This is a genomic window from Agreia sp. VKM Ac-1783 (assembly GCF_900177765.1).
Lineage (GTDB): Bacteria > Actinomycetota > Actinomycetes > Actinomycetales > Microbacteriaceae > Agreia.
The window spans coordinates 135,652-157,801 of record NZ_FXWI01000001.1; the positions used below are offsets into that span (position 1 = coordinate 135,652).

Here is a 22,150-nt window from a genome sequence, read left to right on the forward strand (position 1 = left end):
CCATGGCAAAGCCACGCAGGCTCCGAGCTCGGGCCTTTTTTGTACTGACGACAGCTGTCGCTGTTGTCGCGGCGACCTTGACGGCATCGCCGGCTTTCGCCGATTCCAAGCCGCTCGATCCGACGAGCCCGGCCTCTCCGACGACGGTGTCGGCTGACGCCCTGCCGACCGTGCAGATCGACGGCGTCGTGTGGCAGCAGGTCATCGTCGGAGACACCGTCTATGCCGCCGGCAAGTTCACGACGGCACGGCCCGCCGGTTCGGCGCCCGGTGTGAACACGGTGCCGCGCAACAACATCCTCGCGTACAGCCTCTCGACCGGTAATCTCATCACGTCGTTCGCGCCCAGCCTCAACGCCGAGGCGTTCTCGATCGCAGCGTCGCCCGACGGGTCGCGCATCTATGTCGGAGGGTCGTTCACCCAGGTCAACGGATCGTCGGTCTGGCGCATCGCGGCACTCAACCCCACGACGGGTGCCCTCATCACCTCGTTCCTGCCCAAGCCGGCCGGGCCCGTTCGGGCGATCGCGGCGACGTCGACCTCTGTCTTCATGGGTGGTCTCTTCAGCTCCGTCGGCACGGAGCAACGACCCGGAGTCGCCGAGGCGAGCGCGGCAAATGGAGCGCTGACGGCATTCGCCCCGCAGGTCACGGGTGGGCGCGTCAACGGCCTCGTGCTTTCGCCCGACGCATCGCAACTCATCATCGGCGGGCAGTTCACCGCCATCAACGGCTCGTCCAACCCGGGTTACGGTCTCGGCTCGGTCAGCACCGCCGACGGCTCGCTTCTGCCCTTCGCCACGAACAACACCGTGCGCAACGGCAACACCCAGTCGGCCATCACGAGTCTCTCCCGCGATGGCGACTCGTTCTATGGCACCGGCTACGTCTTCGGCTCAGGCGGAAACCTCGAGGGAGCCTTCCGCGCCAACTTTAACGGCGGAACCATCGACTGGATCGAGGACTGCCACGGAGACAGTTACGCCGTGAAGCCGATCGGCGATGTCGTCTATGTCGCCAGCCACTCGCACTACTGCGGCAACATCGGCGGTTTCCCCCAGACAGACCCATGGGGTTTCCACCGGGCGCTCGCCTTCTCGAAGACCGCCACGGGAACGGTCACGCAGGACATCTACGGATACCCGAGCTTCACCGGCAACCCGGCGCCCTCGCTTCTCAACTGGTTCCCTGATCTCGACACGGGAACGGCCACGGGCCAGAACCAGGGGCCGTGGGCCGTCGACGGAACGTCGAAGTACGTCGTCATGGGTGGAGAGTTCAAGAACGTCAACAACACGGCGCAGCAGGGACTCGTTCGCTTCGCGGTCTCGAGCATTGCTCCGAACGCACAGGGTCCCCGAGTCACCGGCGCTCGTTTCAATCCGACGCTCACCTCGACCGTGAGCGGCACCGTTCGCATCCGCTGGGCCGCGAACTGGGACAGAGACAACTCGAGCATGAAGTACGAGGTGTTTCGCGATGGAAACACCACGACGCCCATCTACACGACGACGGCCGAGTCCTCTTTCTACAACCTTCCCGCGATGGGCTACGTCGACAAGGGGCTCGTTCCCGGAAAGTCCTATCGCTACCGCGTGTTCGCGACGGATCCGTTCGGCAACATCGCTCGCTCCGACTCCGTGAGCATCACGGCCACGGCCACGGGTCAGAGTGACAGTGCATACTCGACCGCCGTCATGGCAGATGCTCCGAGCGAGTACTACCGGCTCGGAGATGCGCCCGGCACGACGGTGGAGGACTGGGCGGGCTTCAACGACGCCACGGTGAACGGCCCCGTCGACTTCGGGTCTGCGGGAATGGACGCGAGCAACGGCAACACGGCCATCGGTCTCACCGGTTCCGGGTACCTGACCACACCGAAGGCCGAGAAGAGCCCGAACAACTTCACCGTCGAATCCTGGGTGAAGACCACCTCGACCGACGGCGGAAAGATCATCGGCTTCGGAAACGCGGCCACGGGAACATCCGGCTCGTACGACCGCCAGGTGTACATGGGCAATGACGGCAAGATCTGGTTCGGTGTCTACACCGGCAACACGGCGACCGTCACCTCGTCGAAGCCGTACAACGACGGCGAGTGGCACCATGTCGCGGCGACGCTCAGCCCGGCGGGCATGAAGCTGGTCGTCGACGGCAAGGTCGTGGGCAGCCGCACCGACGTCACCCAGGGTCAGGACTTCACGGGCTACTGGAGAGTCGGTGGAGACAACCTCAGCGGATGGCCGGGCCAGCCGAACAACTCGTACCTCACCGGAAACGTCGACGAGGTCGCCATCTACGGAGCGGCACTCTCGCAGGATCAGCTCGTCGCGCACTATGTCGCATCGGGCCGCGTGTCGCCGATCCCGGCCGCACCCGCTGACGCCTACGGCGCATCCGTCTTCAACCTCGACCCCACGCTGTACTGGCGTCTCGGCGAGAACAGCGGCCCGGTAGCGGTCGACTCGAGCAAGAGCGACAACCCGGGCGACTACACCGGGCTCGTCACTCCGGGTGTCGACGGCGCCCTCTCGGGCGTCACCAACACGGCAGCCAAGTTCGAGCCGGTCGACAACGGCGGCTGGCAGGAGGCGGGCATCTCGAGTGCCACCCAGTTCAACAACCCGAACACCTACGCTCTCGAACTGTGGTTCAAGACGACCACCACCCGAGGCGGCAAGCTGATCGGCTTCGGTGCGAACAAGACCGGTGGATCGAGCGGTTACGACCGTCACGTCTACATGGAGAACGACGGACGTCTGACGTTCGGAACGTGGACCGGTCAGACGAACACCATCACGACCCCCTCCGCCTACAACGACGGCAAGTGGCACTACATGTCGGCCTCGCAGTCGTCGGCCGGCCTGAAGCTGTTCGTCGACGGAGCGCTGTCGGGCACCAATCCGCAGACGCAGGCGCAGGACTACAACGGGTACTGGCGCGTCGGCGGCGACACGACGTGGGGAAACACGGCTCCGTACTTCGCCGGAACCATCGACGAGGTCGCGGTCTACCCGCGAGCTCTGACGAGCGATGAGGTCAAGAACCACTACGACCTCGGCGCCGGAGTCGTTCCGAACGTCAAGCCGGTCGCATCCTTCTCGTCGGTCGTCACCGATCTCGATGTGGCATTCGACGCCTCGGGCTCGGTCGATCAAGACGGCACGGTGACCTCCTACGCCTGGGACTTCGGCGACGGAGGCACGGCGACCGGCGCGACACCGGTGCACCACTACGCAGACGCGGGCGATCACTCGGTGGTGCTGACCGTCACCGACAACACCGGCGCGACCGACACCGTGCAGCACACCATCACAACGGTCCTGCCGAACGTGCCTCCTGTGGCATCGTTCAATACGGTCGCGACCGGCCTCTCCCTGGCGGTCGATGCATCGTCGGCGTCCGACTCCGACGGTTCGATCACGGGCTATGCGTGGGACTTCGGTGACGGAACCACCGCGACGGGCGTGACATCCGGCCACGTGTTCGCCGCAGGCGGCACTTTCCCGGTCACGTTGTCTGTCACAGACAACCGCGGTGCGGTCGTGACAGCCACGCAGTCCGTGACGATCACGGCTCCGCCGGCGAATGTCGCGCCGACGGCCGCGTTCACGAACACCGCGGTCGACCTCGCCGCGTCGTTCGACGCCACCACATCGTCGGATGCCGACGGCACGGTCGCGTCGTACGCCTGGGCATTCGGAGACGGATCCACAGGCACGGGCGCCACGACGAGTCACTCCTATGCTGCCGCCGGTACGTTCAGCGTCGTGCTGACCGTGACCGACAACGCCGGCGCTACCGGAACGGTGACGAAGTCTGTCACCGTGACGGCTCCGCCTGTGCAGCCGTCGCCGACGCTGGCAACTGACGCGTTCGGTCGCTCTGTCACGGGCGGCTTGGGCACAGCGGATGTCGGTGGAGCCTGGTCTGTCACGGGCGGCACGGCGAACGCCTCGGTCTCCGGCGGCAAGGCGCAGCTCAAGGCGACGAAGGCGGGCGCGAATGTCGCCGCATCGCTCGCGGGAGTCTCCTCGACCAGCACGAACACGCTCGCGACCTTCTCGCTCTCGGCTGTTCCGAACGGTGGAGGCGGGTTCATCTCGGTAGCCGGTCGCCAGGTCTCCCCGGGCACCGACTACCGCGCCCGAGTCAAGGTCGGTTCGAACGGTGCCATGACCCTCTACATCGGCAAGACGGTCGCGGGTGCCGAGACCACACTCAAGACGGTCAATCTCGTGGGGAGCTACGTCGCGAACACCGACTACGTGATCCGAACCGAGGTCCAAGGCTCCGGCACCACGACGATCCGCGCGAAGGCCTGGGCCAAGTCGCAGGCGGAGCCGGCAAACTGGCAGGCGACCATCGACGACACGACCTCAGCCCTGCAGGCGCCGGGAACGGTCGGCCTGATGAGCTACCTCAGTGGCTCATCGACCAACTTCCCGCTCGTGACCTCGTTCGACGATCTGTCTGCGACGACCATCGGTGCTGTCGTCACGCCTCCGGCGCCGACGAATGCGGTACCGGTCGCGGCCTTCGTCAGTTCGTCGGCCGGGCTGACGGCGTCGGTCGACGGCTCCTCGTCGACGGATTCCGACGGATCGATCGTGTCGTACGCCTGGAACTTCGGAGACGGAGCGACGGCGACCGGAGCGACTGCTTCGCACGCCTACGCTGCCAGCGGCACCTACACGGTGCAGCTCACCGTGGCCGACAACGCGGGAGCCACGGCGACCCTGTCGAACTCCGTCACGGTCACGAGTCCGGCCGCGCCTGTCGACCCGAATCCCGGTGCTGCGCTCGCGACCGACGCCTTCGAGCGCGCCGCGTCGGCAGGCTTCGGTTCGGCAGACGCGGGTGGTGCGTGGACAGTGAACGGCGGCGCCGCGAACGCCTCTGTCGCCGGAGGCAAGGGCATCCTGTCATTCAGCAAGGGAGGCGCCGGACTCAACGCGTTCCTTCCGGCTGTCTCGTCGACGCGAAGCAACGCGGTGGTGAACTTCTCGACCGACAAGCTCGACAACGGCTCTGGCCAGTACGTTTCGCTGGCGGCTCGGCAGGTCTCCGCGGGCAACGACTACCGCGGAAAGGTCAAGGTGGCCCCGAATGGCGCCATGACCCTGTATCTGGGCAAGACCGTCGGAGGAACCGAGACCACTCTGAAGACGTTGGCCGTACCGGGAACGTACGTGCCTGGCACGGAGTACTCGATCCGCGTGCAGGCGGTCGGCTCGACCTCGACGACCCTCAGTGCCAAGCTCTGGCCGACCGGGCAGCAGGAGCCCACCGACTGGCAGGTCACGGTCGACGACACGACGGCGGGACTCCAGGCTGCCGGGGGAGTGGCACTGATCACCTACCTCAGCGGATCGACGACGAACTTCCCGATTCGCGTGTCGTTCGACAACCTCTCCGTCGCACCGGTTCTGTAGGTATTCGATGACAGAGCTGATCAACACCCGGGCGCCCGAGCGGGGGCGCTCGGGGGCGCCGGGTGCCGTACGTCGGATCGCGCGTCGTCTGCGCAAGCGGGCGCGTTCGGCGCAGGCGCGCATCCTGGCGGGTGCGCTCGGCTTTCGCGAACAGCGGAGTGTCGATTCGGTACTGGGTACGGAACCCGTGGTCGTCTCTCTCACGAGCTACGGCTCTCGTATCGAGACGGTTCATCTGGCCATCGAGTCCATCGCCCGCGGCAAGGTCCGCCCTTCCCGCATGATCCTCTGGATCGACTCGGTCGACGATCTGAACGCCCTCCCGCCCGCGCTGAAACGGCAAAAGGCTCGCGGACTCGAGGTGCTGCTGGCACAGAACTACGGCCCCCACACCAAGTACTACCCCTACGTGGAATCGCAGGACGAGTTCACCGTGCCCGTCGTGACCGCAGACGACGACATCCTCTACCCAGAGGACTGGCTGGCGGGGATCATGGCTGCGAGCCGCGCACATCCCGACTCGATCGTCGGTTATTGGATCAGACGTATGGGCCTCGGCCCCGACGGCCTACCGGTGACCTACACGTCGTGGCCCTACGCATCCGACACCCACCCGCACGCCGCCAACGTTCCCCTGGGAGTGTCGGGCGTGCTGTACCCGACGACGATGCTCGAGCGCCTGCGCGAGAACGGCGATGCCTTCCTCACCGCGGCTCCGTACACCGACGACCTGTGGCTGCACGCCATCGCGGTGCGTTCGAACGTGCCGGTGCGTCAGATCTCGGCGACGCCGGTGCACTTCCTCACCCTCCCTGGCACCCAGGAGGTCACCCTCGCGTCAGAGAACCTCGCGGGTTCGGGCAACGATCGTGTCGTCGCCGGACTCTACTCGCGGACCGACCTCGAGAAGATTCGCGGCGTCGGCGCGTAACTCGGATGCGCGGAGCATGCTCGCCGCGGTGACCAGCGCGAGCAGGGACCAGACGAGGATGCCCGCCACGGAGCGCGTGGCGAGGGCGCTGTAGGTCATCGGAATGATGAACGCGAGCACACCCGCAACCTGAATGCCTCGGATGGCGGTCGACCGTCTGTAGCGGATCAGCAGGTACACCATCGCTCCGAAATAGAGCACGGAGAACACGATGCCGATGTCGATGGCGTACATCAGGATCGAGCTCTCGAGGCTCGTGCCCAGCCCCGCTGCCGACGCGACGCGATAGCTCGACGAGATGCCCTGCCCCACGAGAAAGAACTGGGGCCAGTCGCTGAGAAAGAAGCTGATCGCGAGCTCGCGGGCGTGAGTCGATCCTGTGTCGTTCTCGAGGCGGCCAAGAACCCCCGCCGCGATCGGAGTGAACGCCAGTCCGACGACGGCGCCCGCCGTGACGAGCACGCCGATCGCTCTGCGGGCGGGGGTCGTGGCAGTGGCGATCACCACGTAGACGGCGGCCAGAACGACGAGCGCGATTCCCAGGCGCGACTGGCTGACGAGCGCGCCCATCACCATCAGGGCGAGAAGCGGAACGCGGATCCACCATCGGGTCACGGCGGTGAGGAGTGGCGTGATGACGCACACCACGAGCGACAGCGCGAGCGGCTGGTCGAAGGTGCCCATCCATCGGTCGTAGCGGGCGTCGAACCAGTACGTCTCAGCGAACTGCGCGGCGTAGAACACCGTGTCCTTGACGCTCCACTGGATGATCGCGACGACGACGGAGACAGATGTGAGAACGATGAGCAACGTACGGAAGCGCTGCAGGCTGCGCACGGTGGCTCCGAGGAGCACCAGCATAAAGACCAGCACGGGAATGACGATCTGATCGACGAGGATGACGGTTCCGCCGCCGTAGGTGCCGTAGCGGGTGTTCACCCAAGCGACGGCGATCACCACGACGAAGACGAGAACGAGCAGGATGTGCTCAGCGACAACCACGACGAGGCGACGGCCATTGGCGAAGATCTGCACGGCGAAGGCGGTGAGGATGACCCAGGTCGCGGGGTGGAACGACAGAGCGCCTTCGGCTTGGCCGGTGATGAGGTGACCAGCGATCGACGGGACGAGAAACCACAGACCGGTGGCGACTCCGACACTCACCATCGGCCGGTTGCGCACGAGCACTGCCAGAACCAGGCAGAAGGCGACCCATCCCAGCAGCTGGATCACGGTTTGCCGACCGGCACCTTCTTGCGCCGGTCGCGTGCGGTGCCAGCGTCGTCATCCGAGATGGAAGCCGGGTCGGCTCTCGGCTCGCCATCGTCGGCCCCAGGCGCCCCTTTCGCCCCAGACGGAGGAAGCAGGAGTTCGATGCCGGCGGAGGGGCTCTGTCGTCGTGGCGTGCCGAAGCCTGCAAAGAGGCCCCTCGCGGCGGGCGACGCGTTCAAGACCGTTCCGAGCACGCGCGACGACGTCGGGGCCAGTGCGGCCGCCGCATCGCGCAGCTGCTGCTTGGTCGTGCGGTCTCGCCCGACGACGAGCACCACGCCGTCGGCCCGCTTCGCGATGACGGTCGAGTCGATGTGGGGAAGAAGGGGAGGGCTGTCGATCACGACCACATCGAAGTGCGCCGACAGCTCGTCGATCAGGTCGACGAAGTGGCGCGATGTCAGCAGCTCGCTGGGATTGCTGTGAGGCGTGCCCGCGGTGATGACCGACAGCAGCCCGATCGACGTCTCCTGGATCACCGCGCTGGCAGACAACCGCCCGTCGAGGATGTCGCTCAGACCCGTTTCACCGGCGACGTCGTAGGCCTCGCGGAGTGCCGGCGACCTGAGGTCGCCCTCGACCAGCACCACGCGGCGATCGAGCCCCGCGAGGGTGGTCGCAAGGCTCGACGCGATCAAAGTACGGCCGTCGCCCGGGTTGACGCTGGTGACCTGGATGACACGAGTTTCAGCCGAGGGCAGCGTGTCGAGTCCGAGGTTTGTGACGATGCGCTCTGTCGCGATGGTGAGGGCAGCCCGGGCGTCGTCTCGGTGGCCCATTCGCAGGCGGGGGACGAATCCGACCGAGGGCAGGCCGAGAACCTCTGCGAGTTCGGCATCGGTGCCGACCGTCTTCTTGGCCGTCTTGCGCAGGATGGCCACGGCCAGGCCGAGTGCGAGGCCGACGATGCCGCCGAGCGCGAGGTTGAGGGTGGTTCGCGGCGAGATAGGCGTAGCGGTCAGTGTCGGCCCCGAGACGACATTCAGCTTCACGTTCGCAGCCTCGGCGTTGCCGCGGTTGTCGAGCTCGGCGACCAGTGCGCCGAAGTCTTCGGCCACTGCCCGGGCGATCGCGAACGATCGGTCTTTGTCGGTGTCGTGCACCTCGACGCCGAGGAGAACGGTCTCGGGGTCGGAATAGGCCGAGATCATCGAGGTCAACTGCGGAACGCTGAGATCGATATCGCTGGACTGTTTGACCTTGTTGATCATCGCCTCGCTGGTCATCAGCTGCACATACGAGTTGATGCGACGCTGGGCGAACTCATCGGCCTGCAGCGGGGTCTCGCCGACCTCGCTCTGCGTCGACACGAAGAACTTGACGCTGCTCGAGTAGATCGGCTTGCTGATCGAGTTGTAGGCGGTCGCGAGTCCGAGACCGACGATCAGGGTGATCACGATGATCCACCAGCCCGTGACGATGGCACGTAGATAGACCTGCAGTGCCATGTTGACTCTCCCCGGTGGTTCACTCAGTCGTCACAGCATACGTCGAGGCTGCGCGGGATTGAGGAATCGTTAGATATTCGCGAACTTCTTATACTACTATTGAGCAATCCTCGTCTTTGCTGCATGTTCACCGTGATTTCACCTTCGTCGAGGCTCGTACGACATCCCGCCCGTGACCGCACTCGCCTGGAGGCCTGACCGATGCCGCAACAGCGAATCCTCGTCGCCCACCCCAGCGCCGAGCTCTACGGCTCCGACCGGGTTCTGCTCGAGAGCGTCGCCGGGTTCGTCGGCAACGGAGCCGACGTCGAGGTCCTGCTCGCGACATCCGGCCCGCTCGAGCAGCAACTGACGGCTCGCGGCGCACGTGTGCGGATCGTTCCGATGCCCGTCGTTCGCAAATCGGTGCTGAAGCCGCGCGGCTTCGTCGGGTTCGTCTCTCGTTCGGTGGTCGGTCTCGTGTCGGGGCTGGCTCTGGTGAGACGGTCTCGCCCCAGCGCGATCTACGTGAGCACGCTCACCATTCCGCTCTGGAACCTGATCGCGCGTCTCTCGGGCACGCCCCTCGTCGTGCACGTGCACGAGGCTGAACGCAGCGCGGGTCGCGCGCTCCGATACGCCCTCGCGGCGCCGCTCCGGCTGGCGTCGCTCGTGGTCTTCAACAGCATCTATGCGCGAGACACGGTGCAGCTCACCAGCCCGACCGCGGCGTCGACGTCGCGTGTCATCTACAACGGCGTTGTGGGGCCCGAGACCGTCGTCGAGGCGCGCGCCTCTCTGAACCGAGAGTTGCGGCTCGTCTACGTCGGTCGGCTGTCCGCCCGCAAGGGTCCGGATGTCCTGGTCGAGGCGATCGCGCGAGCGCGGCACGCAGACATGGTGACGCTCGTCATCGTCGGAGCCGTCTTTCCAGGCTACGAGTGGTTCGAGCAGCAATTGCGTACTCGAATCGCTGAGCTCGGCCTGCAGTCGCGCGTTCGATTCGAGGGTTTCCAGCCGAGTGGCTACCCGTTCCTCGCTGAGTCCGACGTCGCCGTCGTTCCGTCGACGGTCGATGAGCCCTTCGGAAACACGGCCGTCGAGGCCATGCTGGCTGCTCGGCCGGCGATCGTGAGCGACACGTCGGGCCTGAGGGAGGCCGGGGCCGGCTACTCCTCCGTCGTCTTCGTCGAACCCGGCGATGCCGACTCACTGGCGCACGCCATCGACCGCATGGTCGACGAATGGCAGGTCATGCGCGACGGCGCTGCCGCCGACGCGAGAGCGGCCGCTTCGAGGCACTCTATCGAGACCTACCAGGGCGAGATCTGGCAAGCGGTCGCTCAGGTCATTCCGGGAGGCGAAGCCGCGCCGATCCTTGCTGCGGCCAGCCCTGCTGCGGGTGCGAAGGGCTGACGCGTGGTTTCGGGGGATTCGAGGGGAAAGGCGTCGCCGACCGTGGCGCACGGGGTTCGGTGGTCGGCGATCGCGGTCATCGTGCGCCAACTGGTGCAGGTGGTCAGCGCGGTTCTGATCGCGCGCGTCATCGGACCGTCGAGCTACGGCGTGATCAGCGCGGCCATGATCTACGTGACGCTGACGTCGCTCATCCTCGATCAGGGGCTCTCGGCGGCGCTCATCCAACGCCCCCAGCTCAGCAAGCGTGCGCCGGGTGCCGTCGCAACCGTCAACATCCTGCTCGCGGTGGTCATTGCCATCGCGACGTGGCTGACCGCGCCCCTTCTGGCGGCGTTCTTCAGTACGCCCGAGCTGACCGCGGTGTTCCGCATCTTGGCGGTGCTGGTTCCCCTCAAGGCGATCGCCATCGTTCCGCGAGCGATGCTCTCGCGCGGGCAGGCGTTCAAGGGCATCGCGGTGAGCGACGTGGTGGCGGGAGTAGCGGGCGCCGCGACAGGCGTCACGGCCGCCCTCGTGGGTGCCGACTTCTATTCGCTGGTGTACCAGGTCGGCGTGACCGATGCGATCGTCGCCGTTCTCCTCTGGATCTTCGCTCGCGGACCAGTTCCTAACTTCGCCTTCCGCCACGTGGCCGATCTCATGTCGTTCAGCGTCAAGGTGTTCTTCACGAACTGCATCGCCTACTTCTCGCGCAACGTCGACGGCATCCTCGTCGGGCGAGTGCTGGGAGTCACGTCGCTCGCCCTCTACGGAATGGCCTACCGGGTGCTGTCGCTTCCGGTGCAGTTCGTGGGCCAGACCGTGAACAGGGTGCTCTTTCCCGTGTTCTCGAGAAATGCCCACGATCGTGCACGAGTCTCGGCGCAGTTGACGAGCGCCACAGAGACCCTCGCGCTCGCGGTCGTTCCGGTGATGGTGTTCATCTCGTGCGCGGCGCCCGAACTGGTGCGCGTGGTGCTCGGCCCCGAATGGTTGCCCGCGGCCGCATTGATCTCCGCCTTCGCCCTCGGTGGCGCCCGCGAGACGATCTTCTACATCACGCCCGCGCTCATGAAGGCGTTCGGGCGCACCACCCTCCTTCTCAACTACGAGTTCTTGGCCACGGGATTGCAGGTGGCCGGCATCGTCATCGGTCTGCAGTTCGGGGTGCTGGGTGTCGCGATCGGCTACACGGCCGCGGGCTTCCTCCTCGTTCCCGTGCTCTTCGCCATCCAATCCACGATCACCGGTGTGAAGATCCGCCACCAGGTGGGTGCGATTCTCCCGGCTGTCCACGCGAGCCTCTGGGGCGCGGCGGGCTATCTCGCCGTCGGCCTGCTCGACCTGCCGCTTTTCGGCCACGTCGCTCTCGGTGCGACCGCCTACCTCGCGCTCGCCGTCGGCGTGCTCCTCCTCATCCACCGTTCGTACACGATCAGATTCCTTGGTCGGGCGGGCGAGATCCTCGGATCACGACGGGCGCAGTCAGGCTCGCGACCCACATCAACCGGCACTCCGAATAAAGAGGCAGTCCTATGAATGCACCAGGCCCCGAACTCTCCCTGACGATCGCCGTGCTCACGTACCGCCGGGTCAGCCAGCTCGTACCTCTTATAGGGCTGCTCCGGGAGCAGGCGGCGTCGGTGACCATGCCCGTGTCGGTCGTGGTCGTCGACAACGACCCGGATGCGTCGGCGCGGCATCCCGCATCACGCGCGCTGGGCGGCTCGGGTCGATACGTACACGAGCCGATCCCGGGTATCGCCGCGGCACGCAACAGGGCTCTCCGCGAGGCTGACGATGCGACGCTGCTCGTCTTCATAGACGACGACGAGGTGCCGGTCGACGGCTGGTTGCTCGAGCTCGTAGACGAATACCTGCGCTCCTGGCCTGTGGCCGTCGTCGGCCCGGTCGTCTCGACGTATGAGAAAGAACCCGAGCGCTGGATCGAGGAGGGCGGGTTCTTCACTCGCCGGAGACTGTCGTCGGGAACCAGGGTCGACGTGGCTGCGACGAACAACCTCTTGCTCGACCTCAACTGGCTGCGCAGCAGAGGCATCGAATTCGACGACGAGTTCGGCCTGTCCGGCGGAAGTGACACCCTCTTCTCTCGGCAGATCACGACGGCCGGGGGAGAGATCGTGTGGTGCGACGAAGCGGTGGTGCACGACGTCGTCCCCGCCTCCCGCGCAACTCGAGAGTGGGTCCTCCAGCGCGCATACCGGAGCGGCAACTCATGGAGCAGGTCGTCGCTGGCACTCGAGCCCACGGTGATGGGACGCCTTCGAACACGGCTCGTCCTGAGCGTGCGCGGAGGCATCCGGTTCGTCGGCGGCGGGCTGCAGGGTGTGCTCGGTCGCATAACCGGGCGGGTCAGCGTCGAAGCGCATGGAGTGCGAACTCGCCATCGCGGCGCTGGAATGCTCGCGGGGGCGTTCGGGCACGTGTATTCCGAGTACTCTCGCCCGACCACCGTTCAGCCGATCACAGAGAAGGTCTGACACGTGCGCGCCACAACTCCATTTATCGCCCTTCTGTCGATCGCGCTGATCTTGGGCGGAGCGGGGGCAACGGCGACCGCGGCCACAGACACCGATCCATGGACGACTGACAAGGTAGTCGCCTCCGACGACTTCGCGCGCACGGTGCAGCAGGGCTGGGGTTCGGCCACCAGCGGCGGCGCGTATCAGCTGACAGGCGCGCCGTCGTTCTCGGTCGCGTCGAAGAAGGGCACGGTCGCTATCCCCGCGGCTGCGACGTCGAGGGCCGCTAATCTCTCCTCAGTCAGCCTCGCCGATGGGCAGGTCTCGACCCAGTTCACGGTTCCGACCATTCCGCAGGCGGGCGGTGGCCTTCGGGTCGCTATCTACGAACGGCAGGCGGGCGCGAAAGCCTACCGTGCCGCGGCCACGATCGCACCGAATGGCGATGTCGCCCTCGCGATCGGCCGCATCGACGACACCTCCGGCAACGTCGTCGCCCTGGGTGGCGTCGCGGTTCCCGTGTCGGCCGCTGCGTCGGCCCGCCTCACGCTGCAGCTGAGGGTCACCGGATCGTCGCCGGTCGAGTTGAGCGCTCGGGTCTATCCGACCGGCGGCACGGTTCCGGCCTGGTCGGTCGTCGCGAAGGACGCGAGCGACAAACGCATATCTCAAGCCGGTACGCCTGGAATCTGGACCTACACGGCCAGTGGGTCATCGGCGGCGACGGTGGTCTACGACAAGATCACCGTCGAGACGCTCAAGAAGGCCGCGACGCCTGCTCCGGCACCCGATCCCGCTCCGGCGCCTGATCCTGACCCTGTTCCGGCGCCCGAGCCGGCTCCGAACCCCGCTCCGGCGCCCGCTCCCGCACCCGGCGTTCTGACGGCCGGATCGGCCGCGGTCGGCTCGACGAGCTACGCGGTCCCCGCGAATGCCGTGTTCGTGGCCGCCTCCGGCGGATCCGACAACAACGCGGGCACAAAGGGAGCTCCGTTCAAGACGCTGACGAAAGCGTTGGCCGCCGCCCCCGCTGGCTCCACTATCGTTCTCCGCGCCGGCACCTACCACGAGACCGTCGTCGTGCAGCAGGCCAAGAGGGTCACGATCCAGAGCTACCCGAAAGAGGCGGTCTGGCTCGACGGCAGCGAGCCCGTCTCGGGCTTCCAGAAGAGTGGAAATACCTGGGTTCGTTCGGGCTGGACGAAGGTGTTCGATCACAGCCCCACGTATTCGCGGGGCAAGCCCGACTACACGCAGAAGGGGTGGATCTTCCTCAACCCCGACTATCCGATGGCCGCACATCCCGACCAGGTCTTCATCGCTGGAGTCGCACAGACGCAGGTGGCATCGGCCGCCAAGGTCGTGCCGGGCACGTTCTTCTTCGACGAGGCCGCCCGCAAGCTCATCATCGGATCGGATCCGACGGCGAAGGAGGTCCGGGCGAGCACGCTTCAGCGAGCTGTAACGATTCGAGCGCCGAAGACGGTCATCCAGGGAATCGGTATTCGCCGGTACGCTCCCTCGATGCCTGACATGGGCGCACTGCGTGTCGACGATGTGGCGACAGGCGTCACCCTCACCGACGTCACTCTCACGGAGATCTCGACGATGGGCATGAGCGCCGTCGCATCCGGACTCACCCTCACGAGGGTGACGTCATCGTCCAACGGATTCATCGGAATTCAGGTCACATACGCCGATGGGATGCGAGCGTCTTCGGTGCTCGTCTCCGACAACAACAGCGAGAACTTCAACTACACGCCGGCTGCTGGCGGGTTCAAGGTGGTGCGCTCGCGCGATGTCTGGGTCGATTCGAGCATCATCCGCTCGAACAAGGGAACCGGGCTCTGGTTCGACGAGTCGGTCTACGACGCGACCGTGACGAACAGCACGATCACGGGCAACTATCACCACGGCCTCATGTTCGAGTTGTCAGAGAAAGTCGTGGCTGCGAACAACTACATCGCGAACAATGCGCAGGCCGGCATCAAGCTCTACAGCACCGGAGTGGGGGAGATCTGGAACAACACTCTGATCGATAACAAGCGCAACATCGATCTGACCCAGGACACGCGTGTGGCCAGCAACACCTCTGCGGCGGGGCACGATCCGAGACGGCCGCTGCCCGATCCCACGGTCTCGTGGCGGTTGCGCGACGTGAACATTGGCAACAACGTGCTCGGGCGCGCCATAACGGGCACCGACTGTCTGCTCTGCGTGCAAGACAACCTGAGAGAGAAGACGGGCGCTCAGCTGAAGATCGCGGTCACCGGAAACCTGTTCCAGCGGAGCGCTGTCACGTCGCCGAAGGTGATGTTCCACTGGCCCAACGGCGCCGCCGGAACGGTGAACTACAACTCGCTGTCGGAGTTCGCCCGGGCGAGCGGTCAGAAGGGCGGCTTCGAGTTCAACGGGGCCATGGATGCCGCGGGCACTGTCGCGGCGCCGACGCTCGCGGCGGCCACCGCTCTTACCGTGGCTGTGCCTTCGGCCGTCGCGGCGAAGGCCCGGATTCCCGCTGCGGCGGGTGTGCTCGGATCGAATCACCGGTAGGAGCGTGCGGCGCCCCGAACAGGGGATACAGGATCGCAGCGGGAGCGGGTAGCGTTTAAATGAGCTTTGCTCACTCATCACGAACGGAGTAGGTATGACTGCATTGGACGCGCGCCGCAGAACGCGGCATGCGGCGACGGGCATACCCGAAAAGGTCTTTCGAACCGACGTGCAGGCTCTCCGCGCTGTGGCCGTGTCAGCCGTCGTGATCTACCACCTCTGGCCGCAACGCCTTCCGGGCGGATTCGTCGGCGTCGACGTCTTCTTCGTCATCTCAGGGTTTCTGATCACTCAGCACCTGATGGGCGAGGTCGAGCGCACGGGCAGAATCGCGGTGTCTGCATTCTGGGCCCGACGCATCCGGCGATTGCTGCCCGCAGCGTTCACCGTTCTCGCCGCGTCGCTGCTTCTTCTCTTTCTGGTGATGCCCCGAGTCACCTGGCAGGAGAACCTCCAACAGTTGGGCGCCTCGGCCGCCTACGTCGAGAACTGGCTGCTCGGATTTCAGGCTGTCGACTATCTCGCCTCTGAGAACAGCGCGGGCCTGGCCCAGCACTACTGGTCGCTCTCGGCAGAAGAGCAGTTCTATGTCGTGTGGCCCCTCGTTCTGATCGCGGCGATCGTAATCGCCCGAAAGGCGAAGAGCGTGACGCCCAAGGCTGCGGTGAGAGGTGCACTGATCGCCGTATTCGTTGTGTCGCTGATCATTTCTGTCGTTTTGACATCGCGTTCACCGGAGATGGCTTTCTTCGCCACGCCGACCCGCGCCTGGGAGTTCGCGGCCGGCGGGCTGCTCACGGTTCTCCCCGGCATTCGATCCGAGCGTCTCCGCGCGCTTTCGAGCTGGGCGGGGCTCGCCCTGATCGCTTTCTCGGTGTTCTTCATCACCGGGGCCCAGCCCTTCCCCGGCGTGATCGCGCTCGTGCCCGTGCTCGGAGCGGTGCTCATCATCGCCGGAGGAGTCTCGAGGCTCGGATGGTCGCCGTCGAAAGCCGCCGCACTTCGTCCGGTGCAGTGGATCGGCGACTATTCCTACTCGATCTACCTCTGGCACTGGCCGCTCATCATCGCGGCTCCATGGGTCTTGCACGGTGCGACCTCGTGGCCGTCGAAGCTTGTCATCCTCGCGGTGACCCTGGCGCTCGCGGTGCTCACGAAGAAGTTCGTGGAGGATCCGCTCCGGAGTCGCCCTGCCGTGCAGCGGCGTCGCCGCACCGCATACATCTTCGCGGCAACGGGCACCGTCGCGCTGGTACTCGTCTCGGGTCTCGGTTTTGTCGGAGTGCAGCAGAGCAATGACCGAGCAGCAGCCAGTGCCCTGTCCAGCCTGCAGAACGACGTCTGCTTCGGTGCGGGCGCGATGGTCGCTTCGAACGGTTGTTCCGAGCCCTTCGCCCGCGTGACCGGTCTCGACACGGCGTTCGCGGCATCCGATCTGGGCGCCGACGATTCGTGTCAGCAGACGGCGCAGTCGTCTGAGGTCATTCTCTGTCGCTTCGGCCAGACAGAAGATCCGACGGCGACGATCGTCGTGGTCGGAAACTCGCACGCACTCAGGCTCGTGCCGGCGCTCGAGAGCTATGGGGCGTTGCGCGGGTGGCAGATCGTGCTGGCGGCGAAGACCGACTGCACGGGCGCGAGCCCGAACGTCGTCGGATCCCAGGCGACCGATGACGCATGCGTCGACTGGTCCGCGCAGTTGCGCACGCAGATCCTTGCTATGCCGCAGGTCAGCGGAGTCATCTTCGCCAGCCACGCGAGCGCGCAAGACTATCTGGCCGGCGTAGGCGCGAGCTCGGCCGATGTCGCCGCAGCGAAGGCCAGCGTGGTGCAGAACTGGACGGCGTACCGCGATGCGGGCATTCCCGTGATCGTCACCGAGGACGTTCCTGGCATGCGTCCCGCATCCGGGCCGGAGTGCATCGCCATGTCCGGCGCGGCGGTGGATCCCTGCGCTCTTCCCCGCTCGTCAGTCGACGTGCCGAACCTGTTGACCGAGCTCGCCCAGGAGAACCCGTCGCTGGTCGATTACGTCACGCTCGATCAGTATCTGTGCGACAGTACGACGTGCCACAGTCTCATCGGCGGCGTCATCGTCTACAGCGATTCGCACCACCTCACCGGTACGTTCTCACGATCGATGGGCCCGTACCTCGGCGCCGACATCGACGCCGCCCTCGCCCGATGAGGATTCCTGTTCTGCAGGGTCGTGGTGCTCGGCGCCCCCGTACCGGAGTGATCAGCGGCGTCGCTTAGCCGAAACTGATCGAGCGTTGCGTGCGGCGGTCTCGTGCGTTGTTTCGGCGAAGCGACTCTCGAACCGCCACGTCTACCCAGTCGCGCATGCTGAATCGAATGTGCGATCGGGCGAAGACGCTCGATGTGAACTGCGGATCGTACGTGTCGATGTGCATCAGCGACCGTGCGGAGATGCCCGATCGAGTGAACGGATCCTCTCCCGCGATGCCCTGTCTGCCGTCGGCGTCGGCCAGCTTGTCGATGCGCACCCCGATGACCGGTGTGTTGAGGTCGTGCACGGCTCGGCTGACGGCGTAGATCACGCCGTGGTCGGAGGCCGTGTTCTCACCGATGAGCACGACGAGGCAGTCTGCCGCGGTGATACCCGCGTCGATGCGCTCCTTCGTCGACGAGTCGAGCGGGTGTTCGCCGGCGCGCTGCACCGCGGTCTCCGAGATGCTCCGCACCTCGTGCGACGTCGCAGTGATTTGCAGCGCTCGTGAAGCATCGTGGTCGTTGTCGAAGACAAAGAAAACGTCGAACATGTGGCCCCGTCTAAAGAATGGAAAGCACTATTGCTCCCATATGTAGGGACCCACAATTATCGCCACGATTACGCGAGAATTCCTCTCCTTTTTGGAACTCGGTGTCCCAAAGGAGAGAAAGTCCTCGTGGGCTCAGCCCAGGCGGCCCATATCTCTGAACCACTTGACGCTGGCGAGAGCCAGATGGGCCGCGTTGGCGACGAAGAATGCCGCGTAGGCCACGAAGAAGAGGACAGGAAATCCTAGAAGCACGAAAAGCATGCAGAGAAACCCGTAGTCCGTTGGAACGAGCACGAGCGAACGCAGCCGGCTTCGACCATCGGCCTTCGCCTCGGCTCCCGTGACTGCGGCTGAGGCAGATGTCGCACCATACGCGGCCTTCAGCTGGTCGTTGAGGATCATCGCGAAGAACGAGACCGCAGCGACAATGCAATAGCCGATGGGAATGAGAAGCAGAGCGTCGTTCGGCACATCGAAGAACCGATAGGCGCTGATGAGCACGGCGAGGTGCAGCGTCGAGATCTTGAGTGCGTCGACCACGTGGTCGAGCCACTCGCCACTGGCGGAGCCGCCGCCGCGCAGGCGCGCGACCTGGCCGTCGGCCGAATCGAAGGCGTACCCCGCGGCCAAGAGGAACCAGACCACGAGCCCCAGCCACCATGTGGGCTCGACGGTCGCGATGAGGGCGATGCCCGAGAACGTGAGTGCCGCGCTGATTCCCGTGACCGCGTTCGGGGTGAGCCCGGCGCGGAAAGCCCATGCCGCGAGGTAGCGCCCGGCCTTGCGGTTCACGTAGATCGAGTAGGGGGGAGCCCCGCGGGCAGCCTTCTTCTGAGCCGATGCCAGCCGACGTACCGTGCCGAGGTAGCTCTCTTTCTCGGCGACCGAGACCTCAGGTTGGGCGACGCTCACGATGCGCGCTTCAGATCGGTCACGGTTGCCACGTGAGAGTCGGCTGGCGCGAGTTCGATCGGAGCGACTGTGGACGAGGGTTCCCACGGCGTGCGGTTGCGCGTTCTGTGGCCGAGGCCTTGAGTGCTGTATCCGGCATGCAGCCGCTGCGCCAAGTCCTCGTAGCCGTCGGTGACGGAATCCCAGTTGTAGCGCTCATTGGCTCGTAGCTGCAGCAGGGTTGCCGCTTTTGCCGTCGCCCCGGGTTCCAGCTCGCTCGCGTTGAGGCGCTGAGCGAGAGCCGAGGCGTCGCGGAAGAAGAGCCCGTCGGTTCCGAGAACGTCGCGGTTGAAGACCACGTCGTAGGCGATAACGGCAGTGCGAGCACCCATTGCTCGAAGCAGCGACGGGTTGGTGCCGCCCACGGAGTGGCCGTGCACGTAGGTGTAAGCGTGGGCGTACAGCTGATCGAGCAGCTCCTGGTCGTAGATGCCTCCGACCAGCTGGATGCGAGGGTCGCCGGCAGCGAGCCGTTCGATCTCGGTGGTGTGCGCAGCCGCATACGGCGCCGAGCCCACGACGATGAGGGGATACTTCGCGTCGCTCCGACGGTAGCCGTCGACGATGACGTCGACGTGGTTCTCCGGCTCGAAGCGGGCGACGACGAGGTGGAACTTGCCCGCCTCGAGACCCATGTCATGCAGGCGGTTCGTCGGAGTGCCCTGCAGAATCGGCGCGCCGTAGGTGATCAGCTCGGTGGGAATGCGGAACTCGTGCGTGTAGTAGTCGGCGATGCCCTGCGCGTCTGAGATGAGCGCATCCGCATGGCGCACTGAGAACTGCTCGGCCCAGCGGTAGTAGCGGCGGCCGTTCTTGCCCCACTTACCGCGCTTCCACTCGAGGCCATCGACGTGCACGGCTGTCGGGATCTGTTGCAGACCGAGCGCGGGTAGGAAGGGTGCGTTGGCCGCGTTGAAGAGAAAGGCCACATCCTTCTTGCCCGCGGTGGCGAGGTGGGCCACCGACAGTGCCGTGTGGCTCAGGGTCTCGATAGCCTTCGAACGCACCGAAGGAAGGTGCACCAATTTCATGCCGAGGTAGCTGAATCGGGGCTCGTCGCCCTCGCTTCGGCGACAGTAGACCGTGACCTCATGTCCGCGCGCGGCCAGACGCTGGCCGATCTCCTCGACAGCGGTTTCGAATCCGCCGTAGGCCGCAGGCACGCCGCGGGTGCCCAGCATGGCAATCCTGAGTGAGGTCATCAGTAAGCTCCTGTTGGTTTGGTGAGCACCTTGAGGGTGCGCCACATGATGATGAGATCGCCGGTCAGAGACCAGTTCTCGACGTAATAGAGATCGAGCCGCACGCCCTCGTCCCAGCTCAGGTCTGAGCGGCCGTTCACCTGCCACATGCCCGTGAGGCCGGGCTTGATGAACAGGCGACGGTGCACGTGGTCTTCGTAGCCGGCGACTTCGCGCGCGAGTGGCGGGCGAGGGCCAACGAGGCTCATGTCGCCGATGAAGACGTTCCACAGCTGGGGCAGTTCGTCGAGCGAGAACCTGCGCAGAATGGCGCCGACGCGGGTCACCCGGGGGTCGTTGTGCATCTTGAAGAGAACCCCGGCCCCCTCGTTCTGGTCGCGCAGTCCTTCGAGTAGAACCTCGGCTTCGATGACCATCGACCTGAACTTGCGCATGCTGAACGTCTTGCCGTTTCGCCCGACGCGTTCCTGGCGAAAAATGACCGGCCCTGCGCTGTCGCGCTTGACGAGTACGGCGAGCACGGCGAAGAGGGGGAGCAGCGCGACCAAGGCGAGACCCGAGAGGGTCACATCGAGGGTGCGCTTCAGCGCGTGCTTGAGACCGTCATACTGCGGAATCTCCACGTGGATCAGCGGGAGCCCCTCGACAGGGCGGAAGTGGATGCGCGGCCCCGCGATATCGACGAGTCGGGCGGCGAGTACGAGCTCGGTGGCCGCCCCCTCGAGCTGCCAGCCCAGCCTCCGGATGAAGTCGTTGCTCTGTTGCGGCTGGCCCGCGACGATGACTGCGTCGACTCCGAGTCGGCTGGCCGTGGCGGCGATGCCGTCGAGGTCTGTGGCAACGGGGATGTGCTGACGCCCCGCGATGAGTTCGTTCGGGTGGCTGCCGTCGACGACGGCTCCGACGACGCGGTAGGCGGCGCCCGTCTTGCCGTCGATCTGATTGATCACGTAGCTGACGTCGGCGATGTCGCCCACCACGAGAGCGCGCGAGAGAAAGTGTCCGAGCTCTCGCTGCCGAATGAGCCAGCGACGCCAGTAGTAACGACCGAACAACAGGCCGCTCAAGCCGATCGGCAGCGTGATGATGAAGTACCCGCGGGCCACGTTGATCTGCAGAATGAGAAAGGCGATGGCGACGAGGCCGAAGGTCAGCATGCTCGCGTTGATGACAAGGCGATATTCGGATGCTCCGGCCCCGACTACGCGCGAATCGCGCGTTCGAAACACACCGATCATGGCGAGCCAGCTCAGGGCCACGATGACAGACACCTGCCAGTAGTCGACGGTGTGGCCGGCGACGTCGACGCTCTTGTCATCGATCCCGAAGCGAGCGACCTGCGCGAGAGCGATAGCGGCGACGATGATGACCGCGTCGGTGATGCGCAGTTTCTGGCGGTAGCTGCGCGCCCAGTTGGCGAGATTCGGAGCGACGGCCTCGGCCTGATCGATGCGCACACCCGCTCGAGTGATTCGGCGCACTGGCGACGCCGAGTGCAGGCGGGGTGTGGTCTCGGTCATGGGTGAAGCGGTCCCTTCGGCGGCATTAGGGCCGGCGTGAGAAGAACGAAATTAAATGAAGAAGTCTCGTTTTTTACGAGAGAGCTTCTCGCCCCGGAGTTGTAAGTGAATTAAAAATGAACTTATCTCACTTATGAGTTATTCTCATATCACCACTTCGGGGGGTGGATATTGCACACCGATTCGGCGCATGGT

13 protein-coding genes are annotated in these 22,150 nt (G+C 65.4%); 7 read left to right on the plus strand and 6 right to left on the minus strand.

Features of this window, described 5'->3' with window-relative positions:
- Positions 1–2: 2 nt before the first annotated feature.
- On the plus strand, positions 3–5,435 hold the full coding sequence (locus CCK87_RS00720) for a PKD domain-containing protein (protein WP_249273645.1): 5,433 nt from the start codon (positions 3–5) through the stop codon (positions 5,433–5,435).
- A 7-nt stretch (positions 5,436–5,442) separates the two neighbouring features.
- Complete coding sequence (locus CCK87_RS00725) at positions 5,443–6,366, plus strand: hypothetical protein (protein WP_086459612.1); 924 nt, start codon at positions 5,443–5,445, stop codon at positions 6,364–6,366.
- On the opposite strand, the gene CCK87_RS00730 is transcribed toward CCK87_RS00725, so the two are convergent.
- Positions 6,274–7,599, minus strand: a complete 1,326-nt coding sequence (locus CCK87_RS00730) for a hypothetical protein (RefSeq protein WP_086459613.1) — start codon at positions 7,597–7,599, stop codon at positions 6,274–6,276. The two genes, CCK87_RS00725 and CCK87_RS00730, sit on opposite strands and share 93 nt — an antisense overlap.
- The gene (locus tag CCK87_RS00735) at positions 7,596–9,086 is read right to left on the minus strand and encodes a polysaccharide biosynthesis tyrosine autokinase (protein WP_086459614.1); all 1,491 of its coding nucleotides are present in this window, start codon (positions 9,084–9,086) and stop codon (positions 7,596–7,598) included. Before CCK87_RS00735 ends, CCK87_RS00730 begins: the two co-directional genes overlap by 4 nt.
- A 201-nt stretch (positions 9,087–9,287) precedes the next feature.
- Between CCK87_RS00735 and CCK87_RS00740 the strand changes: the two genes are divergently transcribed.
- The 5 genes from CCK87_RS00740 (at position 9,288) to CCK87_RS00760 (ending at position 17,687) form a co-directional block, all read left to right on the plus strand.
- The gene (locus CCK87_RS00740) at positions 9,288–10,481 is read left to right on the plus strand and encodes a glycosyltransferase (protein WP_086459615.1); all 1,194 of its coding nucleotides are present in this window, start codon (positions 9,288–9,290) and stop codon (positions 10,479–10,481) included.
- A gap of 3 nt (positions 10,482–10,484) precedes the next feature.
- Entirely contained in the window at positions 10,485–12,002 is a 1,518-nt protein-coding gene (locus CCK87_RS00745) for a lipopolysaccharide biosynthesis protein (protein WP_086459616.1), read from the plus strand.
- Positions 11,999–12,964, plus strand: a complete 966-nt coding sequence (locus CCK87_RS00750; protein WP_086459617.1) for a glycosyltransferase family 2 protein — start codon at positions 11,999–12,001, stop codon at positions 12,962–12,964. The genes CCK87_RS00745 and CCK87_RS00750 overlap by 4 nt, the downstream gene beginning before the upstream one ends.
- 3 nt (positions 12,965–12,967) lie before the next feature.
- Entirely contained in the window at positions 12,968–15,499 is a 2,532-nt protein-coding gene (locus tag CCK87_RS00755; protein WP_086459618.1) for a right-handed parallel beta-helix repeat-containing protein, read from the plus strand.
- Between the two features lie 94 nt (positions 15,500–15,593).
- Complete coding sequence (locus CCK87_RS00760; protein WP_086459619.1) at positions 15,594–17,687, plus strand: acyltransferase family protein; 2,094 nt, start codon at positions 15,594–15,596, stop codon at positions 17,685–17,687.
- A gap of 64 nt (positions 17,688–17,751) precedes the next feature.
- On the opposite strand, the gene CCK87_RS00765 is transcribed toward CCK87_RS00760, so the two are convergent.
- The 4 genes from CCK87_RS00765 to CCK87_RS00780 all read right to left on the minus strand — a co-directional run bounded on the left by CCK87_RS00765 (position 17,752) and on the right by CCK87_RS00780 (position 21,955).
- The gene (locus tag CCK87_RS00765) at positions 17,752–18,282 is read right to left on the minus strand and encodes a TIR domain-containing protein (protein ID WP_086459620.1); all 531 of its coding nucleotides are present in this window, start codon (positions 18,280–18,282) and stop codon (positions 17,752–17,754) included.
- A gap of 132 nt (positions 18,283–18,414) precedes the next feature.
- Positions 18,415–19,194, minus strand: a complete 780-nt coding sequence (locus tag CCK87_RS00770; protein WP_086459621.1) for a CDP-alcohol phosphatidyltransferase family protein — start codon at positions 19,192–19,194, stop codon at positions 18,415–18,417.
- Complete coding sequence (locus tag CCK87_RS00775; protein WP_170927089.1) at positions 19,191–20,435, minus strand: DUF1972 domain-containing protein; 1,245 nt, start codon at positions 20,433–20,435, stop codon at positions 19,191–19,193. The genes CCK87_RS00770 and CCK87_RS00775 overlap by 4 nt, the downstream gene beginning before the upstream one ends.
- Entirely contained in the window at positions 20,435–21,955 is a 1,521-nt protein-coding gene (locus CCK87_RS00780) for a sugar transferase (protein WP_086459623.1), read from the minus strand. The genes CCK87_RS00775 and CCK87_RS00780 overlap by 1 nt, the downstream gene beginning before the upstream one ends.
- Positions 21,956–22,150: the final 195 nt, after the last annotated feature.

Coding starts and splice junctions, on each gene's coding strand:
- CCK87_RS00725 (WP_086459612.1), top strand. CDS start 5,443: ATGACAGAGCTGATCAACACCCGGGCGCCCGAGCGGGGGCGCTCGGGG.
- CCK87_RS00750 (WP_086459617.1), top strand. CDS start 11,999: ATGAATGCACCAGGCCCCGAACTCTCCCTGACGATCGCCGTGCTCACG.
- CCK87_RS00740 (WP_086459615.1), top strand. CDS start 9,288: ATGCCGCAACAGCGAATCCTCGTCGCCCACCCCAGCGCCGAGCTCTAC.
- CCK87_RS00720 (WP_249273645.1), top strand. CDS start 3: ATGGCAAAGCCACGCAGGCTCCGAGCTCGGGCCTTTTTTGTACTGACG.
- CCK87_RS00780 (WP_086459623.1), bottom strand. CDS start 21,955: ATGACCGAGACCACACCCCGCCTGCACTCGGCGTCGCCAGTGCGCCGA.
- CCK87_RS00735 (WP_086459614.1), bottom strand. CDS start 9,086: ATGGCACTGCAGGTCTATCTACGTGCCATCGTCACGGGCTGGTGGATC.
- CCK87_RS00760 (WP_086459619.1), top strand. CDS start 15,594: ATGACTGCATTGGACGCGCGCCGCAGAACGCGGCATGCGGCGACGGGC.
- CCK87_RS00775 (WP_170927089.1), bottom strand. CDS start 20,435: ATGACCTCACTCAGGATTGCCATGCTGGGCACCCGCGGCGTGCCTGCG.
- CCK87_RS00765 (WP_086459620.1), bottom strand. CDS start 18,282: ATGTTCGACGTTTTCTTTGTCTTCGACAACGACCACGATGCTTCACGA.